Annotated in this window: 5 protein-coding genes and 1 pseudogene; 1 reads left to right on the top strand and 5 read right to left on the bottom strand. The window is 69.9% G+C overall.

The features are described from left to right. Positions 1 to 79: 79 nt before the first annotated feature. The 3 genes from ACILRF_RS12480 to ACILRF_RS12470 all read right to left on the bottom strand — a co-directional run bounded on the left by ACILRF_RS12480 (position 80) and on the right by ACILRF_RS12470 (position 5799). Entirely contained in the window at positions 80 to 2308 is a 2229-nt protein-coding gene (locus tag ACILRF_RS12480; protein WP_395673353.1) for a calcium-binding protein, read from the bottom strand. Between the two features lie 371 nt (positions 2309 to 2679). After that, complete coding sequence (locus tag ACILRF_RS12475) at positions 2680 to 4053, bottom strand: HlyD family type I secretion periplasmic adaptor subunit (RefSeq protein WP_395673351.1); 1374 nt, start codon at positions 4051 to 4053, stop codon at positions 2680 to 2682. A gap of 3 nt (positions 4054 to 4056) precedes the next feature. Next, a complete protein-coding gene (locus ACILRF_RS12470; protein ID WP_395673349.1) occupies positions 4057 to 5799 on the bottom strand; it encodes a type I secretion system permease/ATPase in 1743 nt (580 codons plus the stop codon). Between the two features lie 207 nt (positions 5800 to 6006). Between ACILRF_RS12470 and ACILRF_RS12465 the strand changes: the two genes are divergently transcribed. Continuing rightward, on the top strand, positions 6007 to 6816 hold the full coding sequence (locus ACILRF_RS12465; protein WP_395673347.1) for a DUF6270 domain-containing protein: 810 nt from the start codon (positions 6007 to 6009) through the stop codon (positions 6814 to 6816). On the opposite strand, the gene ACILRF_RS12460 is transcribed toward ACILRF_RS12465, so the two are convergent. Beyond that, entirely contained in the window at positions 6773 to 7960 is a 1188-nt protein-coding gene (locus ACILRF_RS12460; protein ID WP_395673345.1) for a hypothetical protein, read from the bottom strand. The two genes, ACILRF_RS12465 and ACILRF_RS12460, sit on opposite strands and share 44 nt — an antisense overlap. A gap of 62 nt (positions 7961 to 8022) precedes the next feature. Further along, positions 8023 to 8311, bottom strand: a pseudogene (locus ACILRF_RS12455) (hypothetical protein); the annotation flags it as partial.

The raw sequence follows: 8311 nt of genomic DNA, 5'->3' as shown, positions 1-8311 counted from the left end.
CGCGAAACCCAGCAAGCCGCGCAAAAGAAAAGGGCCGCCCCGAAGGGCGGCCCTCACCTTTGGCCGAAGCCGAAGGGTCTTAGACGATGTCGCCGAAGGCGAACCCGGCGGCGGTGACGCCGTCCAGGAAGATCGCGTCTTCGCCGGCTTCGTAGGTGCCGTCCGCGTCGTTGTCACGGAAGAGCACCGAACCGCCGGCGATTTCGCCGAGGTAGTACACAACCGTACCGTCGAAGGCGGTGTTCGCGTCGGCCAGGGCGTCGGCGAAGGTGTCGGTGTTGGCGCCACCTTCGGCGTAGTTCGTACCCGAACCGGCCGCACCCGACAGGAAGTCGATGGCGTCGTCGGCCGCGACGAAGTCGGTGATCGTTTCCAGATCGCCTTCGTCCGTCACCGCGCCATCGACGGTTTCGCCGTCAGCAGCGCTGAAGCGATCGGTGCCCGTGCCACCCGTGAGGGTGTCGACGCCAGCGCCACCGTTGATGGTGTCGTTGCCGCCAGCGCCGTCGATCTCGTCGCCTTCAGCGCCACCCGTCAGGGAGTCGTTGCCGGCGGTGCCGACGAGGCTCACCGAACCACCTTCAGACAGGTTGGCGGCGGAGATGTCGGCCAGCGTACGGCCCACCAGGACCACGGCGCCGTCGATGGTGTTCGGGGCGTTGCCGTTGTCGGCGAAGACAACCACGTCGCCACCAACTTGGACCGCGACGTACTCGACCACGCCGCCGCCGATCTGGGCCTGAGCGACCGAGAGGGCGTCGGTGTAGTTGGCGGCCGTCGTCTCGAGGTAGTTCACGGCGTCCGGTTCCGGACCGCCCGTGAAGTTCAGGACGTCGGTCGATTCCCAATCACGGATCTGGTCGAGTTCGCCAGCGGTGGTGCTGCCTTGCAGGGGTTCGATGACGAAGGTGTCTTCGCCCGCGCCGCCCCACATGGTGTCTTCACCCGCGCCGCCTTCGATCTCATCGTCGCCAGCGCCGCCAACGATCTCGTCGTCGCCGATGCCGCCGTCGATGGCGTCGTCGCCGTCGCCGCCGTTGATTTCGTCATCGCCGGCTTCGCCGTTGAGGACGTCGTTGCCCGCGTCGCCGTTCACGACGTCGCTGTTGGCGCCGGCGCTCACGGTGTCGTTGCCTTCACCCGCGGTGATGGTGTCTTCGCCAGCGGTGGTGACCACGGTGTCGTTACCGCCGCCCGCGTTGACGACATCGTCGCCGCCGCCGCCGGTGATGTTGTCGTTACCGTCTTCACCCCAGAGCTCGTCGTCGCCGGCGGTGCCGTCGAGCGTGTCGTCGCCCAGGTTGCCGTTCAGGTACGCGCCCGCGGCGCCGTCGGCGTCGAGGGTGTCGTTGCCAGCGCCGCCGTACAGGGAGTCGTAGCCGACGCCCGTCGCGGAGATGCTGTCGTTGCCGGCGTTACCTTGCAGGTAGTTGCCGTCGCCGTCGGTGCTGGTGCCCGACAGGGTGTCGTTGCCGGTGCCGGCGTCGACCGAGTTGTTGCCGTCGCCACCGAAGTTGATGGTGTCGTTGCCGGCGCCGCCGTCGAAGGTGTTGTCACCGTCGCCGCCCGTCAGGACGTCGTTGCCGGTGTCGCCGACCAGGCGGTCGTCGCCGTCTTGGCCGTTGAGGGTGTCGTTGCCACCTTCACCGAACAGCTGGTCGTCGCCGTCGCCGCCGAGGACCGAGTCGTTGCCGAGGTTGCCGTTCAGGAAGTCGGCTTCGTCACCACCGGTGATGTTGTCGTTGCCTTGGCCGCCCAGCAGGGTGGCGGCGGCTTCCGAACCCACCGCGGAGATGGTGTCGTTGCCGAGGTTGCCCTGGGCGAAGTTGGTGTCTTCGTCCGCAGCGCCGTCGGTGACGTCGATGTCGTCGTTGCCTTGGCCACCGTAGATGGTGTCCGAGCCCAGGCCGCCGAGCAGGGTGTCGTCGCCTTGGTTGCCTTGCAGGACGTCGTCGCCTTCGCCACCGTCAAGGTTGTCAGCGCCGTCGCCGCCGTACAGGCCGTCGTTGTTGTCGCCGCCGTCGAAGGCGCCGTTCACGTCGGCGTCGGTTTCACCGACGGTCAGTTCCGAAGCGTCCGGGAACACGGCGTCGGTCATGCCCAGGGCGTCTTCGCCGAAGGTCACCGCACGGCCGGTCAGGCCCGAGGTGATGGTCACGGTGGTGCCGGAAACGGCGCCCGCCGGGTTGTAGCGAACGCTCGTGGTGCGAGCGGATTCACCCGTGGTGGTGAAGACCAGGAGGTCGGTGCCAGCGTCGAAGGACGCCGCCTGATCCGCCGTGATCGTCTCGAAGAAATAAGTCGCCATTCGTCTCTCCAGTCTGTGTCACATGGACTCCCGGACGCCTGACCCCCACCCCTGGCAGGGGTTAGTTCCGACAATCCATTCGCCCATACGCAACGGCATTCGCCGCCGCGAAGGTTAAACGAGCCCGGAAAGAGACCTATCGGAAGCGCGTCAAATACGCAACTCCAAAAAGGTGCATGTTCCGGGGGGCTTAAAGGGGAAACCGACCGCCGGCCGGACCCTCTGGTTGCAGAACTCGCCCGCCGGCCGGGATAGCGCGAGTCGGCGGCCGCCGCCCGCCGGAAGGGGCGCGCCGGCACGGGGCGCGGCCGAACGCCCTCTCCGCGCCGTCTCCCTCTCCGCTGCGCGGGGGGAGAAGAGGCGCCCCTCCCCTACTCCTCGCGGAAGGCGTCGCGGAGCGTGTCGGTGATCGGGGAGACCAGGAAGCCGAGGACGGTGCGCTCGCCGATGATGATCGCGGCGTTGGCCGGCATGCCGGGGGTCAGGTGGATGTTGCGCAGCTTGGCCATGTCCTTCGGCTCGATCCGCAGGTCGACACGGTAGAAGGAGGTCTGGGCCTCCGGATTGGTGATCCGGTCGGCGGAGACCACCGCCACCTTGGCGGGGATCGGGTCCTGGAACCGCTGGTTGAGGCCGCTGAGACGCACGGTCGCATCGAGACCGACCCGGACGTTGTCGACGTCCTCGGGCCGGATCATGGCGGTGACGATCATCGGCGCGTTGGCCGGGACGACGTCCATCAGCACCTCGCCCGGGCCGGTGACGCCGCCGACGGTGAACTGGGTGAGGTTGAAGACGTAGCCGTCGACCGGCGAGCGGACGACGGTGTTCTCGAGCTGCTGGCGGGCGGTGGCCAGGCGCGGCAGGACGTCGGCGATGCGGGTCTGGCTGTCGCGCATGCCTTCGGCGGCCTGGCTCTCGCGCTCGTCACGCAGGCTGACCAGCTGGATGCGGGTCTCGCCCATCGCCTGGCGGGTGCGGGAGATGTCGGCGGCGAGCTGGCCGCGACGGCCGGAAAGCTCGGCCAGGGTGCGCTCGTAGCGCAGGATGAGGGTCTTGGGCGCATAGCCCTTGGCGTTGAGGGTCCGGTAGCCGGCCAGCTCCTCCTGGGTCAGGCGGCGCTGTTCCTCGATCGAGTCGACCTGGGCCTGGAGGCCGGTGATCTGGGTCTGGAGCTGCTCGAGGCGCTGCTGGAGCACGGCCGACTGGCTCTGGAAGAGCTGCGTGCGGGTGGCGAACAGGAATTCCTGGTCGCGGATCAGGCCGGCGACGCGCGGATCGGAGTTGCGGGCCATCAGGTCGACCGGGAACTGCAGGATCGGCCGGCCGGTGGCCTCGGCGACGAAGCGCGCGTTCTGGGCCGCGAGGCTGTCGTACTGGTTCTGGTAGACGTCGAAGGCGGCGCGCGCCTCGATGTCGTTGAAGAGGATCAGCGGCTGTCGTGCGCGGACCAGCTGGCCCTCGCGGACCAGGATCTGGCGGACGATGCCGCCTTCCTTGTGGCGCAGGGTCTTGCGGTTGGCCTCGACGCGCACCTCGGCCGGGGCCGAGACGGTGACCGGCAGCTTGGTGAAGGCGGCCCAAAGGCCGAGTCCGAGGACCAGGACGGCGATGACCGCGGCGCCGATGATCATCGGCCGGCGGACGCGCGGATCCAGCTCCGGGTCCTTGACGGGACCGACGTCGTTGCCGCCGAACACAGGGGCGACGTAGGTCGGGCGGTGAGGACCGATCTCGAGTTTCATCGCTTAGCCCTCCACGGCCTTGGGTTCACCCTTGGGGGCGGGGGCCGCAGCCGGCTTCATCAGGCGGGCCATGACCTGGTCACGCGGGCCGAACAGTTCCACCCGGCCTTCGCGCAGGACCAGCATCTTGTCGGCGGCGCGGAAGACGCCCGGCTTGTGCGAGATGATCACCACGGTGGCCTTGTTGGCCTTCATGGTGTCGATGGCCTTGACCAGGGCCTCTTCGCCCTCGGCGTCGAGGCTGGCGTTCGGCTCGTCGAGGACGATGAAGGCGGGGTCGCCGAGCATGGCGCGGGCCAGGCCCACGCGCTGCCGCTGGCCGGCCGACAGGATCACCCCGCCTTCGCCGACCTCGGTGTCGTAGCCCTTGGGCATCCGCAGGACGAGTTCGTGGACGCCGGCCATCTGGGCGGCGCGGACCACCTCTTCGTCGGTCACGTCGTCGCGGAAGCGGGCGATGTTGTTGCGGATGGTGCCGGCGAACAGCTCGGTGTCCTGCGGCAGGTAGCCGATGTGGCGGCCGAAGTCGGCGCGGTCCCAGGTGAAGACGTCGGCGCCGTCGAGGCGCACGGCGCCGTTGATCGGCTTCCAGATGCCGACCAGCAGGCGGGCCAGCGTCGACTTGCCGGCGCCGGACGGGCCGATGACGCCGAGCACCTGGCCGGGTTCGATGGCGAAGCTGACGTTGGCGAGGACCAGTTTCTGGGCGCCCTGGGGCGCGAAGTTGAGCGCCTCGACGCTGAGCTTGCCGAGCGGGCGCGGCAGGCTGGTGGAGGCGGTCGGCGGGACGATGTTGGCCAGCATCTTGTTCAGGCGCTCGTGCGCCCGGACCATGTTGTTCAGCGGCTCCCAGGCGCCGACGATGCGCTCAATCGGCTGCAGGGCGCGGCTGGCCAGGATCATGTTGGCGAACAGCATCCCGGAATGGATCTCGCCCTTGATGATCAGGTAGGCGCCGATGCCGACGATCAGCACCTGAATGCCCATGCGCACCGACTTGATGATGTCGGTGAACATGTTGTTCTTCTCGGAGGCCAGGGCGCCCTGCTCGATGGCGATGGCGCGGTGGCCGGCCCAGGCGCGGCCGAGCGTCGGCAGCATGCCCATGGCGCGGACGACCTCGCCGTTGCGCAGGGCCGCCTCGGTGAAGCTGTAGCTCTTCAGCGCCGCGTCGTTGGCTTCCTTGAGCGGCGGGCGCGAGGCGCGCTGCTGCGCCAGCGCCAGGAAGACCAGCAGGATCGCGCCGGAAGTGGTCACCACGCCGACCAGCGGGTCGATGATGAACAGCACGACCAGGAAGACCGGCATCCACGGCAGGTCGAAGAAGGCGGCCGAGGCGACGCCGGTCAGGGTCTGACGGAACTGGTCGAGGTCGCGCAGGGCCTGGGAGCGGGCGGTCTGGTCGCCGCGCACGGCCGCCTCGAACAGGCCCGAGAACAGCCGGCCCGAGACCTTCTGGTCGATGATGACGCCGTAGTTGACCAGGATGCGGGCCCGATAATCGTCGATCGCGCTGGAGACGAAGAAGACGAACAGGGTCACGGCCGTCAGCGTCCAGAGCGTCGCCTGGCTGTGGCTGGTCAGCACCCGTCCATAGATCTGGAAGGTGTAGAGCGGCATGGCCAGGTAGAGAATGTTCGAGAAGAAGCTGAACGCCGCGGCGACCAGGAACGGTCGCTTTCCCTCGTAGAGGGTCCGCGTCAGGATGTTGTCAGGAAGGTCCCGCAGGAACGAGAAGATCTTCATGCGTCGAGCCGTACCGTCCTCATGCCGCGCTTCATCGATCAAAGGCGACTCAAATGCGGTAACGCACGGACCGACCAACCAGGGTCGGCCGGCTTGTGCGTTCACCACCGTCCCGAGAGACCCGGGATCGCGGGGACAGATGCTTCTGGCCCTTTCCTATGTCAATGACGACGCGGAGACGCGCGATCCCGAGGAGAGGTTCCAAACATGACGCGGGTGGCGATCCTGGGGAGCTGCATCACCCGCGACCTGTGGCCGGTCCGCGGGGCGGCGGCGGGGACGCCGCTCTATGTGTCGCGGACCAGCCTGCCGAGCCTGCTGGCGCGGCCGGCGGCCGGCTTTTCGCCGCCGTCGAAGCGGCCGGACACCCTCACCGGGCATCAGATGCGGGCGGTGGTCGCCGACCTGACCAAGACCGGGCTGGCAAGTCTCCTGGCCTGGCGGCCGACCCACCTGATCTTCGACTTCATCGACGAGCGGTTCGATCTGCTGGCGGTGGACGGGACGATAATCACCCGCAGCTTCGAGCTGGAAGCCAGCGGCTGGCGCAAGAGCCGCGCGCTGCGAGGGGCGCGGCCCATCCCGCGACTGTCCGCGGCCGCAGAGCGGCTGTGGCTGGAGGCGGCGGCCGAGTTCGCGGCCCTGGTGCGGGCGACGCCGCTGCGGGAGGCGCGGCTGATCCTGCATTCGGCGCGGTGGGCCGACGAGACGCTCGGCGCGGACGGCGTTCGCCAGCCGCTGCGCGACGTCGAGATCCTGGCGGGCGAGCCGGCGGAGATCGCGGCGCACAACGCCCTGCTGGCCCGCTACGAGGCGGCGTTCCAGGAGCTGATGCCGCCGATGACGGTGGTTGAGGCGCCGGCCTTGCGGCTGGCCGAGCCGGCGCACCGCTGGGGCCTGAGCCCGTTCCACTATCGCGCGGACTACTACGCCGAGATCGCCCGGCAGCTGGAGGCGCTGGGCGTGCCGCCGATCAGCGCGGGGCCGACTGGCGCGCCCAGTGCTCGAGCGGCGTGAGGCCGGCGCGGACCAGCTGCGGCTCGGCCGCGAGGTAGGCTGCGGTCGGGAAGCCGGGCCGCGCCTCGCCGACGGACCAGGCGCCGCCGGCCAGATAGTCGACCAGGGGATTCGCGCCGGGCTCCAGCCCCCGGGTCGCGGCGTAGTGCGCGCTGTCGAACCACGGGCTCGGGTCGCGGCCCTCGGCGCCGCCGGCGGCCACGAAGTGGGACAGGGGCTCGGCGCCGGTGGCGGCGATGTCCGGATACCGCGCCAGGTACCAGGCCGGATCGAACAGCGGGTGCGGCGTCAGGCCCGAGCGCCAGCCTTCGCGCAGATAGTGGACGAGAGCCGGCTCGGCCGCGGCCTGCGGCGCCTGGGCGACATACCAAGCGGGATCGAACAGCGGATGGGGCGAGAGGCCCCGCCCCCACCCGGCGCGCAGGTAGTGCTGCAACGGGTTTTCCGGCGGTTGGAGGTCGTCGGCCTGGGCCGCGTAGTGGGCGACGTCGAACAGCGGGTGCGGGCCAAGGCCGTCGCAGGCGCCCTCGCGGACGAAATGCTCGAGCGGCGTCACGCCGGTCGCGGCCAGCACCTGGGCGTTGGTGCGCGCGTACCAGGGGGCGTCGAACAGCGGATGCGGGCTCCGGCCGTCGGCGGCGCCGGCAATCAGATAGTGGACCAGCGGCGCGGTGCGGCCGGCCGCGACGTCCGGATAGGCCGCCAGGTACCAGCGCTGGTCGACGAGGGCGAACGGCGCGACGTCGGGGTTGGCGCCTCGCCGGGCGTATGCGGCCATATGGCGAAGGTCGAACAGCCGGCGGCCCGTGCCGGTCCAGGTTCCCGAGCGAGCGACGACCAGCGCCTGGCCGAGGGAGCCCAGGCGGGCGAGGACGAGGTCGAGCCGCTTGCTGAGCCGGTTGCGCCGCCGGCGGCTGCGCGGCCAGGCATGGCGCAGGCGAAGGGCCGCGGCCTCGCGCAGGCGGGCCTGGAGATCGGCGCGGCCGGCGAGGGCCTCGGTCAGGGCGAGGGTCAGCTCCGCACGGGTCAGCGCCTCGCGGACCTGGGCCTGCTGGCCGGCGGCGCGCAGGGCGGAGAGCTTGCGGCCGACCGCGGCGACCTTTTCGAAGATCGGATCGTCCGCCTTCGCGGCTGTCTCGCTCACGCCATTCCCCTCGATCGAGCCGGTGTGGTCGGGCGCGCGGGCGGCAGTGTCAAGCTCGGCCGTCAGAGGCCTTCGGCGGCGAGCCATGCCTGGTAACTCCCGGGGCCGGAGGCGAAGGGGTCGGGGAAGGCCACCTGCAGGTCGGCCCGCTGGCGGTAGAGGACCCGCTGCGGCTTGGCGATCTTCGCGCCGTCGGCGAAGGCCTCGTAGGCCCACCAGCGCTCGGGGATGGCGGCCTCGGTGGCGGCGGTCACCTGGCGCTTGTACCAGCTCCAGATCTCGTAGACCGGGAAGTTCTCGCCGGCGTACTTGCGGGTCATGGTGTCGCCAAGCCGGCCGAGCTTGGTGAAG

The organism is Phenylobacterium sp. (assembly GCF_044236515.1).
GTDB lineage: Bacteria > Pseudomonadota > Alphaproteobacteria > Caulobacterales > Caulobacteraceae > Phenylobacterium.
Note: the sequence above shows the minus strand (reverse complement) of the source record. Positions and strands in the feature narration are given on the sequence as shown.